Annotated in this window: 21 protein-coding genes; 2 read left to right on the top strand and 19 right to left on the bottom strand. The window is 54.8% G+C overall.

Translation table 11 applies throughout. From position 1 onward, the window contains the following. Window positions 1-121: 121 nt before the first annotated feature. The 6 genes from ACE6ED_RS18465 to arfA all read right to left on the bottom strand — a co-directional run bounded on the left by ACE6ED_RS18465 (window position 122) and on the right by arfA (window position 6,772). Entirely contained in the window at window positions 122-1,087 is a 966-nt protein-coding gene (locus tag ACE6ED_RS18465) for a glycoside hydrolase family 43 protein (RefSeq protein WP_410828693.1), read from the bottom strand. 51 nt (window positions 1,088-1,138) lie between these two features. Beyond that, window positions 1,139-1,972, bottom strand: coding sequence for a carbohydrate ABC transporter permease (locus ACE6ED_RS18460; RefSeq protein WP_410828762.1), 834 nt, complete (start codon window positions 1,970-1,972; stop codon window positions 1,139-1,141). A 68-nt stretch (window positions 1,973-2,040) separates the two neighbouring features. After that, a complete protein-coding gene (locus ACE6ED_RS18455; RefSeq protein ID WP_410828692.1) occupies window positions 2,041-2,937 on the bottom strand; it encodes a carbohydrate ABC transporter permease in 897 nt (298 codons plus the stop codon). A gap of 76 nt (window positions 2,938-3,013) precedes the next feature. Then, a complete protein-coding gene (locus ACE6ED_RS18450) occupies window positions 3,014-4,351 on the bottom strand; it encodes an ABC transporter substrate-binding protein (RefSeq protein ID WP_410828691.1) in 1,338 nt (445 codons plus the stop codon). A 402-nt stretch (window positions 4,352-4,753) separates the two neighbouring features. Continuing rightward, complete coding sequence (locus ACE6ED_RS18445; protein ID WP_410828690.1) at window positions 4,754-5,029, bottom strand: DUF6171 family protein; 276 nt, start codon at window positions 5,027-5,029, stop codon at window positions 4,754-4,756. Between the two features lie 225 nt (window positions 5,030-5,254). Further along, window positions 5,255-6,772 (bottom strand): arabinosylfuranosidase ArfA, encoded by a 1,518-nt coding sequence (arfA, locus tag ACE6ED_RS18440; RefSeq protein WP_410828689.1) that lies wholly within the window; start codon window positions 6,770-6,772, stop codon window positions 5,255-5,257. A gap of 327 nt (window positions 6,773-7,099) precedes the next feature. Between arfA and ACE6ED_RS18435 the strand changes: the two genes are divergently transcribed. After that, window positions 7,100-8,074: an ArsR/SmtB family transcription factor gene (locus ACE6ED_RS18435; RefSeq protein ID WP_410828688.1), complete on the top strand. Its 975-nt coding sequence runs from the start codon at window positions 7,100-7,102 to the stop codon at window positions 8,072-8,074. Window positions 8,075-8,323: 249 nt separating this feature from the next. Next, a complete protein-coding gene (locus tag ACE6ED_RS18430) occupies window positions 8,324-8,482 on the top strand; it encodes an asparagine synthase (protein ID WP_410828687.1) in 159 nt (52 codons plus the stop codon). A 256-nt stretch (window positions 8,483-8,738) separates the two neighbouring features. Here the strand turns inward: ACE6ED_RS18430 and ACE6ED_RS18425 are convergent, their stop codons facing one another. From ACE6ED_RS18425 to ACE6ED_RS18365, 13 genes are all read right to left on the bottom strand, one after another. After that, window positions 8,739-9,011 (bottom strand): SunI/YnzG family protein, encoded by a 273-nt coding sequence (locus ACE6ED_RS18425; RefSeq protein WP_410828686.1) that lies wholly within the window; start codon window positions 9,009-9,011, stop codon window positions 8,739-8,741. A 51-nt stretch (window positions 9,012-9,062) separates the two neighbouring features. Beyond that, window positions 9,063-9,833: a class I SAM-dependent DNA methyltransferase gene (locus tag ACE6ED_RS18420; RefSeq protein WP_410828685.1), complete on the bottom strand. Its 771-nt coding sequence runs from the start codon at window positions 9,831-9,833 to the stop codon at window positions 9,063-9,065. 36 nt (window positions 9,834-9,869) lie between these two features. Continuing rightward, entirely contained in the window at window positions 9,870-10,805 is a 936-nt protein-coding gene (locus ACE6ED_RS18415; protein WP_410828684.1) for a CvfB family protein, read from the bottom strand. Then, window positions 10,802-11,149, bottom strand: coding sequence for a ribosome silencing factor (gene rsfS, locus ACE6ED_RS18410; protein ID WP_410828683.1), 348 nt, complete (start codon window positions 11,147-11,149; stop codon window positions 10,802-10,804). The genes ACE6ED_RS18415 and rsfS overlap by 4 nt, the downstream gene beginning before the upstream one ends. After that, window positions 11,146-11,727 carry a bis(5'-nucleosyl)-tetraphosphatase (symmetrical) YqeK gene (yqeK, locus tag ACE6ED_RS18405; protein ID WP_410828682.1) on the bottom strand — a complete coding sequence of 194 codons (582 nt, stop codon included), beginning with the start codon at window positions 11,725-11,727 and terminating at the stop codon, window positions 11,146-11,148. Before yqeK ends, rsfS begins: the two co-directional genes overlap by 4 nt. Beyond that, window positions 11,699-12,301 (bottom strand): nicotinate-nucleotide adenylyltransferase, encoded by a 603-nt coding sequence (locus ACE6ED_RS18400; RefSeq protein WP_410828681.1) that lies wholly within the window; start codon window positions 12,299-12,301, stop codon window positions 11,699-11,701. Before ACE6ED_RS18400 ends, yqeK begins: the two co-directional genes overlap by 29 nt. 30 nt (window positions 12,302-12,331) lie before the next feature. Further along, window positions 12,332-12,622 carry a ribosome assembly RNA-binding protein YhbY gene (gene yhbY, locus ACE6ED_RS18395; RefSeq protein ID WP_410828680.1) on the bottom strand — a complete coding sequence of 97 codons (291 nt, stop codon included), beginning with the start codon at window positions 12,620-12,622 and terminating at the stop codon, window positions 12,332-12,334. Window positions 12,623-13,435: 813 nt separating this feature from the next. Next, entirely contained in the window at window positions 13,436-14,302 is an 867-nt protein-coding gene (aroE, locus tag ACE6ED_RS18390) for a shikimate dehydrogenase (protein ID WP_410828679.1), read from the bottom strand. A gap of 20 nt (window positions 14,303-14,322) precedes the next feature. Continuing rightward, window positions 14,323-15,453 (bottom strand): ribosome biogenesis GTPase YqeH, encoded by a 1,131-nt coding sequence (yqeH, locus tag ACE6ED_RS18385; RefSeq protein WP_410828678.1) that lies wholly within the window; start codon window positions 15,451-15,453, stop codon window positions 14,323-14,325. Continuing rightward, window positions 15,450-15,977: a YqeG family HAD IIIA-type phosphatase gene (locus tag ACE6ED_RS18380; RefSeq protein WP_410828677.1), complete on the bottom strand. Its 528-nt coding sequence runs from the start codon at window positions 15,975-15,977 to the stop codon at window positions 15,450-15,452. Before ACE6ED_RS18380 ends, yqeH begins: the two co-directional genes overlap by 4 nt. 438 nt (window positions 15,978-16,415) lie before the next feature. Beyond that, entirely contained in the window at window positions 16,416-18,656 is a 2,241-nt protein-coding gene (locus ACE6ED_RS18375) for a DUF4129 domain-containing transglutaminase family protein (protein WP_410828676.1), read from the bottom strand. Next, window positions 18,653-19,906, bottom strand: coding sequence for a DUF58 domain-containing protein (locus tag ACE6ED_RS18370; protein WP_410828675.1), 1,254 nt, complete (start codon window positions 19,904-19,906; stop codon window positions 18,653-18,655). The genes ACE6ED_RS18375 and ACE6ED_RS18370 overlap by 4 nt, the downstream gene beginning before the upstream one ends. Further along, window positions 19,903-20,865: an AAA family ATPase gene (locus ACE6ED_RS18365; RefSeq protein ID WP_410828674.1), complete on the bottom strand. Its 963-nt coding sequence runs from the start codon at window positions 20,863-20,865 to the stop codon at window positions 19,903-19,905. Before ACE6ED_RS18365 ends, ACE6ED_RS18370 begins: the two co-directional genes overlap by 4 nt. Window positions 20,866-21,761 lie beyond the last annotated feature (896 nt).

Here is a 21,761-nt window from a genome sequence, read left to right as displayed (position 1 = left end):
TGAGAAAAATTTTAGGGCTTAGTACCCACAATTCACGTCATTTGGGGGAATTTGTGAAAAAAGGATGGGACCGCACAGTTTGCTATGCGGTCCCATCCTCATTAATGAGCTGTTTATCCCTTTATTCCGCCCCGCCGTCCGGCACAGGCTCTCCAAAGTCAGGCATCCCGTCCGCTTTCCAGCCGAAGACCTGAGCGCGCGTGTGGCGGTTCGGGTCATACAGCGGATCACCCGTGATTTCCTTGTAATTCCGGGCATGATAGATCAGCACGTCCTCGCCGTATTCATTGACGGTAAAGCTGTTATGCCCCGGTCCATACTGCCCGGCCGCCTCGCTGGTGCAAAACACCGGCTCCGCGCTTTTGCTCCAGGATGCCGGATCCAGGAGATCCGAATCCGCATCCGCGCTCAGCAGACCCATGCAGTAATGATGGTCGGTCGCGCTGGCGGAGTATGCCAGCAGAACTTTACCGCCGCGGATCAGCACCGCCGGTCCTTCGTTGACAAGAAAACCTATCTTTTCCCAAGGATACTCCGGGGTGGAGATCATCACTTGCGGCCCCGTCAGCGTCCAGGGATTAAGCATGGCCGAGATGTACAGGTTGGAGTTTCCCGGGATCTCCGGATCCTTTTGTGCCCAGACATAATATAAGGTTCCCCGGTGCCGGAACACGGTCGCATCCAGCGCAAACGACTCCCAGGCCGTCTTCACCTGCCCTTTCTCCGTCCATTCCCCCTCCAGCGGATTCGCCGAGTCATTCTCCAGCACATACATCCGGTGATCGAACAGCCCATCATTTGTTTCCGTGGTGCGTGCAGCCGCAAAATAAATGTACCATTTGCCGTCAATCGCATGAATCTCCGGCGCCCAAATGTTGGCGCTGAGTTGGCCGGTCTCATGTTTTGTCCAGACAGTCACAGGGACGGCTTGGGCCAGCTCTTCAATCCGTTTGGCCCGGCGCAGTTCAATCCGGTCATACTCGGGCACGGAAGCAGTGAAATAATAGAATCCGTCCGTGTGCAGGTATACCCAAGGGTCCGCCCGCTGCTCCACTAGCGGATTGGAATATCGCTGTGTTGTAATCATGATTTACGTGCTCCTTTGTCGTTAGCTTGGTCAGTTTGTCTGCCGGGAGACTTACCCTTTAACTGCGCCGGCTGTCATGCCGTCGATAAAGTATTTTTGAAATGCCACAAATAAAATAAAGATTGGCAGAATGGAGAAAAACGAGCCCACAATAAGCAGGTCATAGTTATTGCCGTATGGCGTCAGCAGCGTCTTCAAACCGATCGGAAGCGTGAACTTCGAATCATCCCCGAGCACCATAAACGGCCAGAGGAAATTGTTCCAGCTGTTCATCCCGTTCAAAATCGCCATCGCTGCAAAAGAAGGTTTCATGATCGGCAAAATCAATCTGGCGTAAATGCCATACTCTGATGCTCCATCCACCCGGCCAGCCGCCATCAGCTCCTTCGGAATGCCGCTGAGATATTGGCGGAAGAAAAAGATGGTCGCCGCGTTGGCGATCCCCGGCAGAATGATTGCGGAGTAGCTGTTCATCATCCCGATGTTAAAAATCAGCGAATAAAGCGGCAGCAGCAAAATTTCAAACGGCACCATCATAATCAGCAGCACGCAGATGAACAGGAAGTTTTTGCCCCGGAATTCATAAGCGGCAAAGCCGTAAGCGACCGTTGCACTGATAAACAGCGTCAGCGCTACCTGCACGACCGTCAGCAGCAGGGAGTTGAAAAACCAGGTAAAGTAAGCATGGTCACCCGTAAACAAATAGTTGAAATTATCAAACGACATGACCGACAAATCGAATTTCAGATTGAGGCCATACCGGATGAGATCTTCCCCCGGCTTAAAGGAAGCCAGAGCGACCGCATAAAACGGAATCAGGATCAGCAGACACAAAATACTAAAAAAAACGAACAGAAGAATCCGAATCCCCGTTTCTTTCTTCATGCGGGGAGCCTCAGCGGAAGGTCGTATCCCGCGCGGGTCGGCAGCAAAGGCCGCAGCATCTTTTGTCATCACTGATCCCCCTTCTTGAACAGGCCGCTAAAGGCGAGCTGGGACAAATTGATAACCATCGTGACGAGCAGCAGCACGATGCCGACCGTTGCCGCGTAGCCCAGGTTGTTTTTTTCAATGCCCTGCCGGTACAGATAACCGACGATAGTGAGGCCGATATTTTTGGGCGAGTTGTTGCCGTTCCACAGCATCATGCTTTCGATAAACATGGACATGCCGGCATAAATACTGATCGTCAGCACATAAATCGTAATCGGTTTAAGCAGCGGCATGGTGATCCGGGTAAATTTCTGAACGGTCGACGCTCCGTCAATGGAAGCCGCTTCATAATATTCATCCGGAATGTTTTTCAGCCCCGACAGAAAATACAGCATATTGACTCCGGTCCATCTCCAGGTTGCCAGCGCCAGGAGCGCGATAAAACCGGTGGTCTGACCTTTCAGGAATTTCACCGGCTCAACGCCGAACAAACCCAGGATGCTATTAATCAGCGATCCATCCATCTCTCCGAACATCAGCCGGAACACGGTGCCTGCCACCACTACCGAGGTAAGCGCGGGAAAGAAAAAAGCAGATTTAAAAAACTCTCTTCCCCACATCAGCTTGCTGTTGATGAGCACCGCGAACAGCATCGGAAACGGAATCAATATCACCAAGGTCAAAATCATATAAATCGTGCTGTTCTTGACCGCTTTCAGGAATACGCCGTCGCCCAGCAGCTTGTCGTAATTATCGAAGCCGACGAACTGGGCGCTCTGGCCCAGCATCAGCTTCTGAAAGCTCATTTCGACCGAGCTGAGCAGCGGATAGACCCAAAAGATCAGGAAGACCAGAATAAACGGCAGCACGAAGATATAAGGAGCGACCTTCTGCGAGTACAGAAATCTTTTTATCATTCGACCTTACTCCTTCTTAACAGGAGCCGCTCCCTGCCTGCCGGGAGCGGCTTCTCCTTGTTTTAGTGGCGTCCCGTTATTTTAGCTCCTGCTCAATCTGTTCCTGCGCATCCTTCAGCGCTTCCTTGATATCCTTGCCGTCCTCAAAAATCTCGTTCAGCGTTACCGTACAAAGGACGTTGTTAATCGTAGGCGATGCGGACGTCGACTTAATCATCCGGATTTCATCTTTGATCTCGTGCAGCACGTCAAACGGGTTGTTTTTGAAATACTTCACAAATTGGTTATCCGGATTATGCGTAACTTCCTTCATGTCCCACACGTCCATATTCACCGGGTCAAATCCAAGCGTATTCCAGATTTCGACGTTTGCATCGAGCGATAGCTTGGCGAAAGCAAGGAATTCCTTGGCAAGCTGCACATCTTTGGCCGTCTTGGTTACGACCGTGCCGGTGCCGCCGCCGCCAACCGATCTGGGCATGCCTTTTTCAATGACAGGAATGGGAGCGATCGCGATTTTGCCGGACAGTTCCTTCATATAATTGGTGTATCTGGACATCTGCCAAAGCGGCATAAACGCGGTCGCATAGTTGCCGGCATTAAATTCGCCGTAAGCTTCTTCCGTATCCGGCTGTCCGCCGGCGATGGTGGCGATGACGTTGTTCTCCTGCAAATCCTTCAGAATGGACAGCCCTTTGGCCAGTGCTTCCGAATTCACAATCGGCTTGCCGCTGTCATCCGTAAAATCGGTTCCTTGCTGGGCGAGCATCATCGAGAGCTGCCAGGTTGCGCTGGTATCCGCGGTTCCCATATATTTGCCCGTCTTCTCGTACAGCTTGATGCCGGCCTGCTTGAAATCTTCCCAAGTCTCGATCTTCGTGTAATCGATGCCGGCTTGTTCCAGCAATTCGGTATTGTAGAAGGCGACCGATGCGCCGACATGGGTTGGCGCCGCATAATTCTGGCCGTCCTTACTGTAAATATCGATTCTCGACTTCACGAGCGTATCTCTAAAAGGGTCAATCACATCGTTAAGCGGCACAAGCTGCGGCTCGCCTGCAAGAAAATCCGGGAATTTACCAAGCTCGATATCCGCGATATCCGGAGCGCCCGTGCCGGTCTGGACTGCGATCGACAGCTTGTTGTGCATATCGTCATACGGCATGACGGTTACATTCAGCTTGATCTGCCGGTCCGGGTTTGCTTCGTTCCACTTCTTCAGCATTTTCTCAAAATGCTGGCCGTGCAGCTCTACAAAGGTCCAATAAGACAATTCAGTAGCGGAATCGCCCGCCCCTCCGTCCAGAACCGATGATTTCCCCTCTGCGGCTTTACCGCCCGATCCGCCGCAGCCTGCCAGCAGCATCAGCATCAGGGAGAATACCGTTACCATCGACAACCATTTTCTCTTCATCCGTTGACCCTCCTCATAATCATAAAATCATGTCCTGTTCCTGCCTTACCTGGTGCAAGCAACAATAAAAGGGTTCAGCTTTCAGCTTAAGCAGCTGCAAAGAGGCAAAGTGAGCGAAATCATTTCACATATGTATAAATGATTTGAATATATATTAAATGAATTCGCTTACAACCTTAAATTACCACACAACAAGGCATTTGTAAACTAATAAATCTAAATCTTTTTAAGTTTATTTAAAACAGATTGAGTTGGCTTGTATTTAAGGGAGGGGTAAATCGGTTAGCCCCGAGGGAGCAAGAGAAGAACGGGGCGCCCTATTGAATATACTCCAATAACCTGCGCCCCGTTTATTTTAAGCTTATCTAAAACACAATAAAACAATAACGGAAGGAATTATGCTTACACCCACTTTGCTCCTTCCGGAAAAGGGCAGTCGGCGTCCTGCAGCCGTGTTCTCACTTCCACAAAACAGCCGCAATAACGGCAGGTGACGCCAAACTGCAGGCCGGTGCAATCGCGGCAGGCTTCGATCCTCCGCCGGTACTGCTCTTCCGCCGCAAGCGGCCTGACACGTGTGGCAATCTCAATCAGCCGCTCCAGCTTCTCGGGGCTGACCCGCATTGCTTCATCGCATGACCCGCATCGCTTGCGGGGTTCGCTATGCGCGTTATCCATCTCTCTTCTCATCTCCCGCGGAAATAGATGAGAACCGGCCCGGACCTTACCCGGCCGGGTAGGCTCTGCTCTCTATTGTACCAGCGGGATCTCAAGCAGGGTTATGACGGAAATCGCCCGGGCGGCAGGGCCGCTGCCTTAGTCAGCCGGTTTGGGCCGGCTGTTCGGTACGGCTGCAGTCCCGCTATTTTTAGCTAGCGGTTCGCTGATTGGGCTGGTATCTCCTTAAGATTTGGCTTTACCCAGGCGGATAACATTCCATGAAGCCTTGGATAGACGGGCATATACATACCCGTCACGGACAACCGCATCCCCGCCGCTGTGCGGTTTGACCTGTTCATTCGATGCGGAATTAACCGCTTTAAGATCAGAGTGGGCCAGCACGATATGCTCTATTACAGTGTATCCCTCAAATCCGCGCACGTCGCATTCGAGCTCCAAGCCTTCTTCCAGATGCCGGTTCAGCGCAAAAACAGTCAGCTGCTCCTCCGCTTCGTTATAGACCACCGCGCTGTCCAGATAAGGAACATCCGTGTAATCCTGGGCGTCATACTTCGGCGAATCGATAATCGGTTTCAAGGAAACGCCTTGACCGTACAGCGACGCATGAAGATACGGATAAAAAATCGTCTGTCTCCAAGCGGAGCCCCCGGATTCAGTCATAATTGGGGCGATTACATTGACCAGCTGCGCCAGGCAGGCGATTTTCACCCGGTCGGCATGCTTCAGGAAGGTGATCAGCATACCGCCGACCAGCAGGGCGTCTTCAAAGTTATAAATATCCTCAAGCTGAGGGGGTCCTACCGTCCAGGGTTCGATCCGGGTATCGGCATCATTGGAGTGATACCATACGTTCCATTCATCGAAGCTGAGGTGCATCGTTTTATTGCTGCGTTTTTTGGCTTTTACATAATCACAGGTGGAGATGACTGTATGCAGAAAATGCTCCAGATCCATCGTCCGGGCTAAAAAGTTCGCGGAATCGTTGTCGCGGTTGCCGTAATACTGATGCAACGAGATATAGTCCGCTACGTCGTATGTATGCTCAAGGGTAACGGCCTCCCATTCGGGGAAAGTCGGCATGGTAGAGCTGGAGCTGCCGCAGGATACCAGCTCGATATCCGGGTCGACAAGGCGCATCGCTTTGCCTGTCTCATAAGCCAGTCTTCCGTACTCGGCAGGCGTCTTCTGGCCAATCTGCCAAGGCCCATCCATTTCGTTACCCAGACACCAGGTTTTGATCTTGTGCGGGGCGTCGTATCCATGCGCTTTGCGCAGGTCACTCCAGTAACTGCCGCCGGGATGATTGCAGTATTCCAGCAGATTGCGGGCGGCATCCACACCGCGGGTGCCAAGATTGACCGCCATCATGACTTCGGCGCCGACACTGTGCGCCCAGCGGGCAAACTCATTTGTGCCCACCTCATTGGGTTCCACTGTCCGCCAGGCCAGCTCCAGGCGTTTCGGCCGCTCTTCGACCGGACCCACCCCGTCCTCCCAATTGTAGCCTGATACGAAGTTGCCGCCGGGATACCGGATAATCGGCACCCGCAGCTCCCGGATCAAAGCCTGCACGTCCTTGCGGAAACCATTTGAGTCTGCCTGGGGATGCCCCGGTTCATAAATGCCGCCGTATACGGCGCGCCCCAAATGTTCAACAAAGGAACCGTAAATTCTGCGGTCCACTTCCGCTATCACAAAAGACTTGTCGATTACCAGTCTGGCCTTGCTGCTCGTCTGCATTCACTTCTCCTCCAATTCATGTAGAATGTAACGGAAGACACCTATGTAACGGAATACATAGCGGATTGTATCCGCTTACGTGTAAAATTAGCACAACTTCCTCTGTTTGTAAATAAATAAACCTAAACCTTTTTAATGATTTATAAAGATTTGATAGGGGTCCTCCCTTATCTTTTTGAAGGTAAGTCTTTTGGTACAGATGCCATTTTGCTTGGTTTATAATTAGATTTGCCGCTGAATCCCAGCTGCTTCGCTTTATTTTCCTGTTCGATTAGTTTATAATTATTTAAAACAATTATCCAATCACTTCCGGAAGAAGGTTAACGCATGATATATATTAAGGATTTGATGAGCGGAATTGATATTTTCAAGGCGCTCAGCTCCGAAATCCGGATTCAAATTCTGGAGATGCTTGCCAGCAACCAGGAATTGAACCTTAATGAAATCGCCAAAAAGCTGAATTTGAGCAATGGAGCCATCACCATGCATATCAAGAAACTCGAGGAGAGCGGACTGATTGAAATTCATACCACGGTGGGGAAACACGGCATCCAGAAGGTATGTTACTTGAACAAGGACAAATTGATGGTGGATTTGCGCAGAAAAGACGTGGATAATCTGTACGAGGTTGAGATTCAGGTTGGACATTACAGCGACTACCAGGCCCTTCCCACCTGCGGGCTGGCTACCAAAGACAGCATCATCGGCGATTTTGACGAACCCCGTTATTTCGCCGATCCGGCAAGAATCAACTCCGAAATCATTTGGCTGACCGAAGGATTTCTGGAATACCGGATTCCGAACTACCTGAAGGCTAACCAGTCCTTCCGCGAGGTCCAGTTCTCGCTTGAAATCGGTTCGGAAGCGCCGGGGTTCAATAACAACTACCCGTCCGACATCTATTTTTATATCAACGGGATTGAGATCGGCTACTGGACCAGCCCAGGAGATTTCGGGGATACCCGGGGGACATTCAACCCGGACTGGTGGCCGCCGCACTTGAACCAATACGGCATGCTGAAGCTGATCCGGATTAACCAGGAAGGCAGCTTTATTGACGGCTGCCGCATTTCGGACGTCACACTGGATGACATCAAGCTCGATTACCGCAGCGAGCTTACCTTCCGCATCGCTGTAGGGGAGCAGTCGGCGAACAAACGGGGAATGACGATCTTCGGGAAGCATTTCGGCAACTACAGCCAGCATCTGCTCGCCAGAGTGCTGTACGATGTGCATGAAGTCGAGGAAAAAGTGTGTCTTAAACCGGCACCTGCCAATGCTCAAGCGGGCGCAGAGGACTAAACCCGGATTGCCTGAAAGCCAGCGGGGAGTATGGTTTCTTGCCGCTGCCGTTAATCTGCCCGCTTGCCGAATGAGGCCTGCGCCGGAAGGAAGCCGCGGCCTGTAACTGGCAGACCATTGGCTGCGCAGCGAGATGATCTGTGTATCCGTCCCGTCTGCCCCCGGCTCCATCCGGGACAGGGGCATAATCAAGCACTCGGTAAGCCATACTAACTGCGTCTCCCAAACCACCGAGAAGGAGTGTTTCGAATGCGTGAAGGCCTGATCCCAACCGTACTTGGAACTGTCGTATCCGCCACAGGCGCGGCTTTTCTTGGAAGCAAGTATAAGCTCGCCGCCACAGGCGTGCTTGGCTTTGGTCTGGCCCACATTGTGCTTGGCGCCATCGACTTGATCGAGCACCGGTAAAGGAATGGAAGACCCGGGGAGCGTATTTGACAATCGCCCCCGGTTTGGCTGTCATGTCGGGCGTCTCTTTCGCCCTGCGATAAAAAAATGCAAAACCGCCCGCCGCTGGAGAACGGATTCCCCGTTCCTATGCGATGGGCGGTTTTTATTTTGACTGAACAGATCATGGTCTTCAGTGCAACATTCAGTACAGAGCATGTCTTATCCAAGCCAGTCCCTCTATCACCCCGCCGTTGTCCGGGGTTCGGGTTGATACTTATACCGGACTCGGATTTTCGGCGATCAAACCTCTGAGCTGCTCGGCCATTTCTGTACCATCCGTTGTATAGACGATATAATTTCTGCTGTCCGTGCGGATCGTCACGCGGTCAGTAGTCGCATAGGGCAATCCGAGACGAATAGACGGCTGCTCGCCGCCGCTGTAATGCTCCGAGAGCCTAATGTCCCGGATGTCGCGCAGCGGAATTTCCACCTTGGACAACAGCCAGCGGACAACCAGTTTGTCGTTCACGATTTTCATCCAAGCCATCGCCGTATTCCTCCATTTCTGCCGGAATACTAATTATTACCCGGAGCGATGCTATTTAACCGCGACATAAAACAGCCGCTCCGCATCTTCGCGGGCAGGGATCCATTCAAAATCCGCATAGATCTCCACCCTGCTGAATCCTGCGGACTGAAGCGCCTCGCGCGTCCACTCCGGATCGTAGGCCCGCTGTGTGTGCGTCTCTTCAAATCTGCGGTACAGATCGGGATGCCCGTCCTCCTGGACGAATATCGACAGATCGTGCTCAATGATCCGGCTGGCCGGGTCCAGTCCGCATGTCCAGATATAAGCGACCCCGTCCTCATCCCAGATGAACGGCTGCTCCTCGTCATACCGGAGAAATGTATTTGGATGATGAACATCAAACAGGAAGGTCCCGCCCGGCTTAAGCCCTTCGTAAGTCCGGGCCAGGACGGCCTGAATCTGCTCTTCTTCAAGCAAATAGTTCAGGCAGTCGCAAAACGATATAACCGAATCCGCGGGTTCCGGCAGCTCCCACCGCGTCATATCCTGCTGAAGCCAGCGTATTCCGCCCTCACGCGTCAGCCGCCGGACAGGCGGAAGATCATCCAGCTTGCGCTGCGCCACCGCCAGCATATCGGAGGATAAATCGATACCGGTCAGCCGGTAGCCGGCCGAAGCCAGCGGTATCGTAATATTGCCTGTACCGCAGCCGAGCTCCACCACATTACGGGGCCGGCCATAGTGCTTCCAGGCTTCCTCCGCGAACTCCACCCACCTGGGGTAAGGCATGTCCGCCATCAATTGATCATATACATAGGCAAATTTGCCGTAGGAAGACAACCGCTACACCGCTTTCCTGTTCAAAACTTGTCGCCGTTATTTCCCGGCTTCCTGCTGCCCCGCTTCGTCCGTGGAGGTTTCCCCGTCCTTTTCCCCGTCCCGAACCAGATAAGTCCAGTTCTCTTTTTGGGTGATCCGCCCTTCTTTCATCAGCTTGCCCAGCGCCCGCTTGAAGGCGGACTTGCTGATGCCGAACCGCTGCTTGATAATCTCCGGCGGCGTCGCGTCGCTGTATGGCATCCCTCCGCCTGGCCGTTCGTTCAGGAAGGCCAAAATCCGGGCGGAATCCTCATCCCGTCCGATTTCCTTGCGCGGAGCCATGGACAGGTTGACCCGGCCGTCCTCCCGGATATGGGCCACCCGGACCTGCAGTTCTTCCCCGAGGCGGAGAAGCCGCGTACGTTCTGAGGAATGGATCATCCCGATTACACCGAATCCAAGAACGCCGCCGTCCACCAGCACAAACGTCCCCATCTGAAGCGGCTTGTACACGCGCGCGGTCAGCCACTGGCCTTTCCACGACTCCGGCGCCGGGAAAGTGTGCGGAGCCAGCTCCTGCTCTCCGGCGAGCTTCGCCCGCAGGCGGCCCTGCTTGTCATGCTCCATGACAACAAAAACATAATCGCCGACAACCGGACGCAGCTCTTTCAGCTCCGGCAGCTCGCGCATCGGCAGCAGCAGCTGGCGGCCCAGGCCCATCTCCAGAAAAGCGCCGAGACGCGGATGTAAATCCGCTACTTCAAGCAGGGCCATTTCGCCCAGCGTTAAGTAAGGCTTTTTCATTGTGGCGGCCAAGCGGTCTTCCGTGTCGAAAAAAAGAAATACTTCCACGCTCTCCCCCGGCTTGATCTCCCGGGTTAGCTCCGTATAATGCAGCAGCACATCCTGGTCTCCCGCGCTGAGAAAATACCCGTACGGTGAAACTTCCCGCGCCACTTCCAACGTTACCGTCGTTCCCGCAATCAGGCTCATACGGTGTTCACAACTTTGGCGTCGGACCACAGACGCTCGATGTTATAATATTCGCGCTCATCGCGGTGGAAAATATGCACCACCACATCGCCAAGATCCATCAGCACCCAACGCGCCGAATCCATGCCTTCGATGCCGCGGATGGTCTGGCCGGCCTCCTGCGTAACCTTTCGCACCTCGGTTGCAATCGCTTGAACCTGGGTGTCCGAATTACCGTGGCAGATCACAAAATAATCACTGATCAGCGATACGCCGCGCAAATCGAGGGCTACCACGTTCATCGCTTTTTTATCCTCAACGGCGTTTAATACCCGCTGAAGCAGTTGTTCCGAATTTAATGTCATTTGGTTTCCTCCAATTGTCTGACTAAGTCATTACGGGCCAGTACGGTGAGCGGGAAAACAATTTTCCCTTTCTCCAGCAGCAGGCTGATGGTGGAATCGAATCCGGCAACCAGCCCTTCCTCGAGACTTTGCTTAGCCTTTTTACGGATTTGTTCTACACCGGGAAAATCACGGCCGGGCTCGATATAATCGGCCAGGCAGACGATTTTGTCCAGGAGCGTCATTCGCTCGCGGCCCGAAGTATGGTAACGGATGGCATCCAGCACTTCCTGGTCTTCAATGCCGTAGTCCCGCCGGGCGACAAACGCGCCAACCTCGGCATGCCACAGCTGCTTGTCATACGTCAGCAGTTCCTTGGACAGGTCCTGCCCTTCTTCAATAATCTCCCGCATTTGTTCTACGGGCCAGTATTTGGCCACATCATGCAGGATGGCCGCCAGCTCCGCACGTTCGGGGTCGCCCCCGTACCGTTTGGCCAGCTTGACGGATGTCTCCATCACCCCAAGCGTATGCTTCCAGCGCTTCTCGGGCATCTGTCCCGAGACGGATTCAATCAGCTGTTCGCGGCTGTACGCCATATAATCCACCCCTTTGAATAAAATGGAACACGCCGTCCGGCACAAGATATCGGATCGACCGGCCTTCCGCCAGCCGTTCCCTCAGCTTGGTGGACGACACATCGATTAACGGCATGTCGGCCAGCCGGACCTTGTCCCGGATATAGCCGGGCAGCGCATCAGGATCCAGGAGCGTGCCAGGGCGGGCGACTCCGATAAAGGACAGCCGCGCGGCCAGCTCTTCAATCCGCTTCCATTTTGGGAGATACTGCACCATGTCGGCACCGATGATAAAATAAAACTCCGCCGCCGGGTAGTCCCGCTGCAGTTCAGTCACCGTGTCGATTGTATACGAAACGCCGCCGCGCCGGATTTCCCGGTCTTCTACCCGGAATGCGGGATGTCCCTCCACCGCCGCTTTGACCATCGCCAGCCGGTCTTCAGCGGAAATACCCGCCCGCGCTTTATGCGGCGGAATATGCGATGGAAGAAACCACACCTCTTCCAGCGAATACGTCTCCCGCGCCGTCTCGGCGGCCAGCAGATGGGCGATATGCGGCGGGTCGAACGCGCCGCCCATAATCCCGATTTTCAAGAGGAACGCCTCCTCCCCTGCCTGCTCCTGTTAAGGAAGCTCGATCTGTTTGTTGTCTCTGGACTCCTTGTACAAAACGATCGTTTTGCCAATCACCTGTACGAGCTCCGAGCCCGATTGTTCCGCCAGCGTCTGTCCGACTTCACGGGGATCTTCCATGCTGTTGTTCAGCACGTTGACCTTGATCAGCTCCCGCTTCTCGATTGCTTCTTCGATGTGCCGGATCAGATGGTCGTTGACGCCGCCTTTGCCGATCTGGAACACCGGATCTAGATGATGCGCCAGCGAGCGCAGATGACGTTTTTGTTTGCCTGTCAGCATAATTTACGAACTCCTTAATTTTACATATATTATAGCCTATCGTCCCGCTGAAGAAACAGCGGGTTATCTTATTAAAAAGCGTGCCGGCTTCGCCGGATGATGGACACTAACACCAGGCGGCGCTCCACCGCCCCTGCGGCGCATATGGACTTCCGGTCGCTGTTGTTTTCAGATTTCTTTGAATTAGGGCCGGGTTGCGGAAGAAATCCGAAAACAAAGGCGATCGCTGCCGCTCCTACAGTTCCATATGGCCTCCGGTTCGGCTCCGCTGCTCTGGTGGGAATGCTGAACCTTCGCAGCGGGCGAGAGCGTAAGACGAAAGCGCAGCAGCCGTTTGCCTGTGGCCGCCCGCCTGCTGCAAATCATGTCAGCGCTTCGGGGCGGAAAGGCATCGGCTCTGGACGGTTGTTCTTCCGTCACATGTCAATGTCAAACACATGTCAATGCCAAACGCTCAACCTCAGGTTCGGCTCCGCTGCTCTGGCGGGAATGCTGAACCTTCGCAGCGGGCGAAAGCGTAAGAGGAAAGCGCAGCAGCCGTTTGCCTGTGGCCGCCCGCCTGCTGCAAGTCAGGTCAGCGCTTCGGGGCGGAAAGGCATCGGCACTGGACGGTTGTTCTTCCGTCACATGTCAATGTCAAACACATGTCAATGCCAAACGCTCAACCTTAGGTTCGGCTCCGCTGCTCTGGCGGGAATGCTGAACCTTCGCAGCGGGCGAGAGCGTAAGACGAAAGCCAGCAGCGGCGTGTCCGTGACGATCCGCCTGCCAGCCGCATGTCGGGTCAACGCTTCAGGACGGAAAAACACCGTCCTACCCGCCCATACACTCCAACATCGCCTGGCGCATGGCGTCTACGGGAGCGGGACGGCCGGTCCAATACTCAAGCGCATAAGCGCCCTGGTAGACGAACATTCCGAGCCCGCCATGCGCCCTGCAGCCCCGCTCTCGCGCCTCGCGGAGGAGGCGGGTCTCCAGCGGATTGTAGATCAAATCGCTGACGACCATCCCGGGCGCAAGCAGGTCCGCCGGAAACGGCGTACCGTCCACTTTTGGATGCATGCCGATGGAGGTTGTGTTGATGACCAAGTCGATCCCTTCTATAAACGAAGGGGCCTCCTCCAGTCCAATTCCCCGAATCGGGCCGAGCGCACTCCACTCTTCCGCCAGCTGGACCGCCTTGTCCGGCGTCCGGTTGGCGACGATCAGCTCGGCGGGGCGCTCCTTCAGCAGACTGTGGATGATTCCCCGGGCTGCACCGCCAGCCCCCAGCACAAGAATGCGGGTATCCTGCAGCTCAGGCGCGGCTTCCGCTTTTAGCGAACGGACATAACCGATTCCGTCGGTGTTGTAGCCCGTCAGCCGCCCCCCGTCATTAACGATCGTGTTGACGGCTCCAATGGATGCGGCACTCTCGTCCAGCTGGTCCAAAAACTCCATGACCGCCACCTTATGCGGTATCGTCACATTCACGCCGCGAAAACCAAGCGTCCGGATCGCAGATATCGCGTCGCCCAGACGTTCGGGGGCAATATGCAGCGGCACATATGCCCCGGTGATACCGAGCGCCTGCAGCGCCGCTCCATGCATTTGCGGCGATTTGGAGTGGGCGATCGGATCTCCCATTACACCCAGCAGCAGTCCGCCGCTGGAATGGACAAATTGCTCCTCTGCTTTCATCCGTGCTCCTCCCCCTTGGCTCATATCAAGGATGGCCGGGTCAGCACTTTGACGCCTTTAGGAACATGCACCGCAACCACTGCGCCCTGCGTTCCGTTCATCTTGATCCAGCCGAGGCCGGAGATAAACAAATCGCTGTGGCTGCCCGGCTGGATGCGGAATTCGTGACGCTGCCAGGCCGGCAGCTTGGCGGCGTCTTCGGCCGTCGGCGGCGACAGCAGTCCGCCCAGGTGATCCCGGTACAGCTCGTCCGCCCGCTCCAGCTTTGTCCGGTGAATTTTTAGCACCCCGCTGATAAAGCAGGTGAAGGACTGATGTTCACCTTTAATAAAATCAAAGCGGCCCAATCCCCCGAAGAACAAGCTTTGGCCTTCGTTTAACTGGTATACCGCCGGCTTCAGCGGCTGGGCAGGCATGACGGCATCCAGGTCCCGGCGTTCAACGAGCTCGCTGTAGCGCCAAGGGTATACGATACCAGGCGTGTCGATAATATGATGCCCGTCGTCCAGCGGGATATGAACCATATCAAGCGTTGTTCCGGGATAACGCGACGTTGTCAGCTCCTGCTCCAGATCGCTGTGGTCGGAGATCAGGCGGTTGATCAGCGTTGATTTGCCTACATTTGTCGCGCCAACTACGTAGACATCGCGCCGGCCCCGGAGAGTGCCGACCGTATCAAGCAGCCGGTCGAAGCCCTGGTTGCGTTTGGCGCTGCACAGCACCACTTCCGCGGTCTTCAGTCCGTGTTCTTTGCAGCGCTGCTGCACCCAGTTCCGCACCTTGTTCCAGTTCGTCACTTTGGGAAGCAGGTCGCATTTATTGACGGCCAGCACGACAGGGTTATTGCCGACAAACCGCTGCAGCCCCGAAATCAAGCTGCCTTCAAAATCGAACAGGTCCACGATGTGAATAACCAGCGCATCCTGCTCGCCGATCCGGCTGAGCAGCCGCAAAAATTCGTCCTGGTCGACGGACACCGAAGAAGCTTCATTATAGTTTTTAATCCGGAAACAGCGCTGACAAATAACCGGCTCACGCTCCAGCGCAGCCGGAGGGATATAACCCGGCCGTCCGCTGTCCTCGGTCTGCAGTTTGATGCCACAGCCGCCGCAGCGGCCGGAATGTTCCGTATGTTCCAATGATTGATTCATTTGCTGGGATCCTCCTCATGCCACAAGCCTTGTTTGCGCAGCCGGGTAAGCGCGATGCGTTCCAGCCGCCGGTTTATCCGGGTTCCGAAGCCTTCGTCCTTGATTGAAATCGGCAGCACAAGCACGGTATAGAGTCCCAGCCGGTTGCCTCCATATACGTCGGTCAGCATCTGGTCGCCGACAACCACCGTCTGCTCCGGCGTCAGCTCCATCAGCTTCATCGCCCTGCGAAACGGCGCATTGCTCGGCTTCCGGGCCTGATGCACGAACTGAATATTCAGCGGGGTGGCAAAACGCGAAACACGGTCCATATTGTTATTGGAAACGATGACCAATTTAAAGCCGATTTCTTTTACCTTTTCGAACCAGAGCAGCAGCTCCGGCGTTGCCAAAGGCGCTTTTGCCCCGACCAGCGTATTGTCCAGGTCTGTAATAATCCCCCTGTAGCCTTGACGGTACAACTCCTCCAGAGAGAGGTCAAACACAGTATTTACACGCAGTTTGGGAACTAGCATTTCAAACAATCGATTCACCTCGTTTAAGTTCCGAAAAAAATATCATAATCTTTTTTCCCCAAAAAGGAAACAGTCGAAAAGGGAAATGCTCCATCCTCGCTGAACGGCTGTCGGCCTGGACTGGAATGGAATGTCCTAAGGGGCCGGCAGTCCAGCCGGGAACCGGCCTAAGGCTGGCAGTCTGGCCGGCACGGCCAAAAGGAACCCGTCCGAACGGGAACAGCCACAAAGGGCCGATCATCCGGCCGAAGCAGCCGTAAGGGGCCATCAGTCCGAACGGAACAGCCTAAGGGGCCGACCGTCCGGCCGAAACAGCCAGAAGGAGCCAACAGTCCGAACAGAAACGGCCTGGGACCGGCAGTCAGCCGGCCGGCCGCCGAAGCGGCCATAAGGACCGACTGCCCAACCGGGAACGGCCAAAGGAGCCGGCGGTCCGGCCGGCTCCTTTTAGCGGGTACCCTTTAGCGATTTGCGCAGCTGCAGCGCGTGGTCGTACACCTTGCGCCAATCGCCGTCCTGAACCGCTTCGGGGCTGTAGCTTGCTTTTTCGAACAAGCTCAGCAGCGGCGACAGCGCTCCGGTGGCTTCAGGCCGTTCGCGGCTCCAGCGGAATACCGACTCCCGGAGCGTCTCATGCCCTTCCTTCGGCATTCCCTTTCGCCGCATATACTTCAGCCAGCGCTCGGTCTCAAAAATCACTTTCTGGGCCGGTGACGGCGTCTCGCCGATCCGCAGGCGCAGCAGCAGATAACGCAGCTTCAGCCGGTAACGCCAGAGCTGATATCCCGACCATCCGAGCAGCACGGCCGCCGCCGCGGCAACCACCCAAACGCCAATTGGCGATTGATCCTCCACCGGAGCCGCAGGTTCGGCCTCCGGTTTTGGAGCAGGCTCTTCTTCATCTTCCGGCGTATCGGTTACCGGCTCACTTGTATCGGTTTCCGTCAGCAGCGGCATGTCGAAGCCCGGAGTCGCCTCCACCGGAATCCAGCCGTATTCGCCAAAATACACCTCCGCCCAGGAATGGGCGTCCGCATTGGTTACTGTATAGCTGTTGTTGCTGACACCGTTTCGGATCATCAGATTGTCCGGAACTTCCGCCTGATTGCCCGGCGCATACCCCTTCACCCAACGGGCCGGTATATCAAGCGAACGGGCCATGGTTACCATTGCGGTCGAATAGTAGTCGCAATACCCTTCCATCACTTCAAACAAAAAGCTTTCTACAAAATCAGGGCTAGACCGTTTGGATAAATCCGGTTCGTTCGTGTAACTATAGGTCTGCTGTAAATATTGTTGCAGCAGGGCCGTTTTTTCATACGGCGTGTCTGCGGATGCCGTAATTTCTTCAGCCAGATCTTTGACCCGCTGCGGGAAATCCGAAGGAAGCTGGAGGTAGATGTCATCCACTTCGCCTGCCCCGTACAACTGCTCATACGTCCGGGTGCGAATCTCATCGACCGGGATAATGGGAACCTCTGACGTAACCGTGTATGTCTTCGGATATCCTCCCCCGTCGTCGTCGGGATTCCACAACATCTCCGCCTGCCGGCTTCGCCAGTACAGGCCTTCCCCTTCCTTCTCCCCGTCAATTGAATCGACGGAGGTCATCGCATAGGCTCCGAACAAAACGGGATAATCGTTATTGTTCAGCATCGTAACGGTCTGCTGCAGCTTCTGGGTCTCCAGTCTGGAGCTTTCGCCATTCTCCAGGCTATCGCCTACCTGGGTTTCCGTCAGGCTTCCCCGCCGGTTCCGGTTGTTGTCCAGCCATCCTGTCCCCGAATACAGCGTCCGGGTCTCGCCGCGCCAGTAGGTGCGCAGGTCGGAGGTAACGGACATGACCGGGGAGTAATCGAAGGTAAACCCGCCGCCCAGACGGTTATCCTGACGGCTGTACCCCGAAGAAGTCCGCTTCACTTCAGAGCTGGATCCTCCGCTGCCGCTGCTTGTTCCCGTACCGCCGGAGCCGATAAAGCTGACTCCTTCTCCTCTCCACTCGCGCCATGCGGTGTAGGGATCGGTCAAGGTTGGCCGGACTTCGGGCATGCTCACACCTGTCATGATGATCAAGGAAAAAATAATCGCGATATTAAGCGCAACCTTAAACGGATAGTTCCGCAAATACTTCCATCCTTGAGGATAACGCTTCTGGAAATTCCGGAGATGGTCGGTCACCAGCCAGCACATCCCCGCGAACACCGACCAGGCGACTTCCTGCCACAATTCGGACGACGTAAACGAATCCAGGATCGCAAAACCAACGATGTTCAGGCCGATAAAGACCAAAATCCGCCGTTTGGAGCGGACCCACCAGGCGGCGGCCAGCAGGCAAAGCCAAGCGCCAAGCGCAAACCAGATATAAGGAATCGAATGTGCGGCCAAAGTTTCGAGATTTTCCTGCCAAGTCAAATAAGGATTAGAGAGATAGAGGCCGTAATGAACCAGAATCCGGTACAGCAAAAATAGAATCAGCAGTCCCTCGGCGGCCAGCCGCACCAGCAGGCGGACGGGGAAGATAATTTCAAAAATAACGACAGCCGTCAATACGATCAGTACGGAAGCGGTTGTCTGCCGCAGCCATAACGGTTCCGTATAAGAAAGCCACTGCAGCGCGATGATCCACAACCATACCAGACTCAGCGAACGGTGCCATGACGATTTGAGCGCGGTCAGCCATCCATTCATCTTACGCCCTCCCCTCCAAGCGCTGCTGGAAGCTCCGACAGTGCGCCTACGCTGTAGCCGGACGCGCCGCGGGATTTCAGCATGTTCTCCCATTCTTCCCTGCGGCGGAATCCGGCCGGGCTCATGATGTGAACGTGGCATGGAGTAAGTCCCCGGTTCTCCGCCCAGCGCAGCACCTCAAACGCAGGCCCGCCGGCTTGAGGACTGACCAGTACCATATAGGAGCCTTTGGGAAACAGGCTCTGTCCGCGTTCGAGACGGGTAACCATCGATCCCCGGCCATCCGCTTCGACATCGACCAGGTATTGGATCATCATCTGGCGCTCCGATCCATTTTCGGAAGGGACGAATACCTTGACGTTGCGGTCAAGTACGCAGAGGCCGATTTCAATCCGGTCCCGGACGCCAAAGCCGAGCAGCGACGCCGCAGCCGAAACCGCAAGCTCGAACTGTTGGGTAGTCGAATACGCGGTGGCGGTGCAGTCCAGCACAATCATCGTTTTGGGGATAGACTCGTGTTCGAACTCCTTCGATTTCCAGGTGCCCGTCTTGGCGGTGGCATTCCAGTGAATTCGCGTCATCCGGTCGCCGTATACATAATCGCGGACACCGTTGATCTGCGTCGTTTCTCTGCGGGAATGGGCCAGCGAGGTCTGATGCCCGGCCAACCTGGAATTGCGTTCGTAAAGCGTCCATCTCGGAATGTAGACGACACGGGGAAGGACCCGGAACTTGCCTTCGGCCTCAAACGAGCCTTTATGCTCCACCAGGCCAAAAATATCCTCGCTGACGATCTCGGTATTGGAGAAGGTATAGGTCCCTCTTTCAAGCGAAGGCGTCTGGAAGCGAAGCTCCCCGGTCCCCCTCAGATTCGGAACGAAACTCTCCTCGAAAACCCAGGATTCACCGTTATGACGCTTCAGCATTTCCCGGACAATAATGTAGGGCAGCGGTAAAAATCCGGGAATCGAGATGTTCAGCTTCACCCGGAGATGGCCTCCGGCGTGCAGCAGATCGGTCTTGCCGCCGTGATCGCCATACAGTTTCCGTGATCCCTTGGCGCGGCGGATGCCGCCGAAGCCGCCGAAGATTAAATAAAGCGTCAGCAGACTGACCATACTAAACAGCATAAAAGAGGTTTTGCCGCCCTGGAACAGCACATACAGCAGCGTGACCGCCCATACCGCGAGGATGCCGGCCAGCTTGCCCGGCTGGATTACGCTTGAGGCCGCATTGTAAAGCCGTCTCATCTTGCCGGCCTCATCGTCACCGGCACTTTGATCTGCCGGAGCAGCTCCTGCAGCAGCGACTCGACGCTGACGTTATCCAGCCGCGATTCGGGACGCAGCAAAATCCGGTGGCCCAGCGTGTACGGAGTCAAAATCTTCACATCATCCGGCAGGACATAATCTCTTCCCTGCAGAAAAGCATAAGCTTTGGTTGCCATCATAAAAGACAGCGACGCGCGTGGACTCGCGCCCAGCAGCACAAGCGGATGCTCCCGCGTCATGCGGACAATTTCGATCAGATAGTCGAGCACGGGGTCGCTGATATAGACTTCGCGGATTTCCTTCTGGATGGCTGCAATCGTATCCATGCCGGTTACCGGCGTCAGCTTGTCCACCGGCTGGCCGAGCTGGTGGGTCATAAGCAGATTTTTTTCCGTAGGTGCATCGGGATAGCCAAGGCTCATACGCAGCATAAACCGGTCAAGCTGGGCTTCGGGAAGCGTATAGGTTCCCTCGAAGTCGATCGGGTTCTGCGTCGCGCACAGCATAAACGGATGGGGAAGCTCATACGTCTCTCCGTCAACCGTCACATTCCGCTCCTCCATGACCTCAAGCAGCGCGGACTGCGTCTTGGTGGTGGCGCGGTTGATCTCATCCGCCAGCAAAATATTTGTCATCACAGGGCCGGGGCGGAAGTGGAACATTTCATCCCGGGGATGGTAAACCGAAACGCCGGTAATATCGCTCGGCAGAATGTCGGGGTTGCACTGGATCCGGCGGTATTCGCCGGACATGGAGCGCGCTAGGGCGCGGATCAGCTGGGTTTTGCCGGTTCCCGGCACATCCTCGATTAGGACATGCCCGCCCGCCAGAAGCGCTGTGAGCAGCAGCTCGATTTCAAAGTTTTTCCCCAGAATACAGGATTCCAGATTCGTTCGGATCGCAGCAATGAGTTGCATCGATTCCTGGTGTACGGGCATATATGGCAAACCTCCTGTTTAGGTATCATAAGCTTGTATACTTATAATTACCATTCTACATGATTCAGGGACCCAAAGTACATTGGACACGGCTCCGAAAATCAAAAAACGCGCACATACATACGTATTTTCCGAAGTGTGTTCGGCAAGTTCCGGTCTTGTAACCGGCGGAAATTTTTAATTTAATTGAATGCATTCCTGCTGGCGGCTGGCGGATGGGGCGGAGGAGGCGACGGCTTTTTTGGCATGCGGTTGCGCTCGTTTGCGCGTGTTTGCGCGTGTTTGCGCGTGTTTGACGCGTGTTTGCGCGCGTTTTGGCTCTCGTTAATGGGAGTTGGCGGATGCGGCGGCCTTTTTGACGCGCATTTGCGCGGTTTTGGCTCTCGTTAATGGGACTGCGTGAATTTTGAATCCGGGTGCTTTGGATTCCGAGTGTTTTTGAACCGGGGTGCTTTGAAGTCCGAGTGTTTTTGAACCCGGGCGTTAGGGTGTGTACGCAAACTGTAAATTAAGGAAATACTCTGCGAATCCATGAGTCTGAGTGAGGAAACTGAATCATTTCGATAGAGCTGAATCATTTCGACAGAGCTGAATCATGTCTTCCCCCTAGTAGATTGCAGTACAATCACATTGCGCAATCTATTCATCCGTATGAATGGGAAGAATGCCAAGCCGGGACGGGTATGGGTGTGGCGAGGTCCACCTGTTTATTGTCAGATCGATCTCCATTATACATAACACTTTAGAACGAATCCTCTCCTGTGACACATCCGCAGCGGATTACCACAGAACGCGATACGGAGGTCTTTCCGGACCCAGCGGCCGTTATTTCTGAAATTTTTGGGCTTTGGTATGCCTTGGCGGACTCCAGTTCCGTTATTCGTGCCAAAAACATA

The organism is Paenibacillus nanchangensis (genome assembly GCF_046543445.1).
Classification (GTDB): Bacteria; Bacillota; Bacilli; order Paenibacillales; family Paenibacillaceae; genus Paenibacillus_AQ; species Paenibacillus_AQ nanchangensis.
Note: the sequence above shows the minus strand (reverse complement) of the source record. Positions and strands in the feature narration are given on the sequence as shown.